At 48.9% G+C, this 716-nt stretch carries 1 protein-coding gene; it reads left to right on the forward strand.

Annotation, left to right across the window (positions count from 1 at the left end; translation table 11 throughout):
- The coding region (locus R8O11_RS27625; protein ID WP_318194926.1) for an FAD-dependent oxidoreductase at positions 1–716 on the forward strand (716 nt) is incomplete at both ends.

Here is a 716-nt window from a genome sequence, read left to right on the forward strand (position 1 = left end):
TATCCTGAGCCTGAAACACGACCCTCGTCATATCATCATTTATGGTGCAGGCGTTATCGGTTGTGAGTACGCCTCTATCTTCCGCGGACTTGGTGTGAAAACCGACCTGATCAATACCCGAGATCGTTTGTTGGAGTTCTTGGATAACGAAGTGTCAGATGCGCTGTCTTACCACTTCTGGAACAGCGGCGTTGTCATTCGTAACGACGAAACCTACGAGAAAATCGAAGGCACAGAAGATGGCGTCATAATTCACCTGCAGTCAGGTAAGAAAATGCGCGCCGATTGTTTGCTGTATGCGAACGGCAGAACCGGTAACACCGACAAACTCAGTTTGGATGTCGTCGGTCTAGAATCGGATTCTCGCGGCCAGCTTAAAGTGAACCGCAACTACCAAACGGCGGTTGAGCACATTTACGCAGTAGGTGATGTGATTGGTTACCCTAGTCTTGCGAGCGCAGCCTACGACCAAGGACGCTTTGTCGCACAAGCGATCACTAAAGGTCAGGCTGAAAACTATCTGATTGAAGACATCCCGACTGGCATCTACACCATTCCGGAAATCAGCTCTGTTGGTAAAACAGAACAAGAACTGACGGCGGCGAAAGTACCTTACGAAGTCGGTCGCTCTTCATTCAAACATCTGGCTCGGGCGCAAATTGCAGGCAAAGATGTTGGCAGTTTGAAGATTTTGTTCCATCGTGAAACCAAGGAAA

It is taken from the genome of Vibrio sp. 1288, assembly GCF_033344475.1.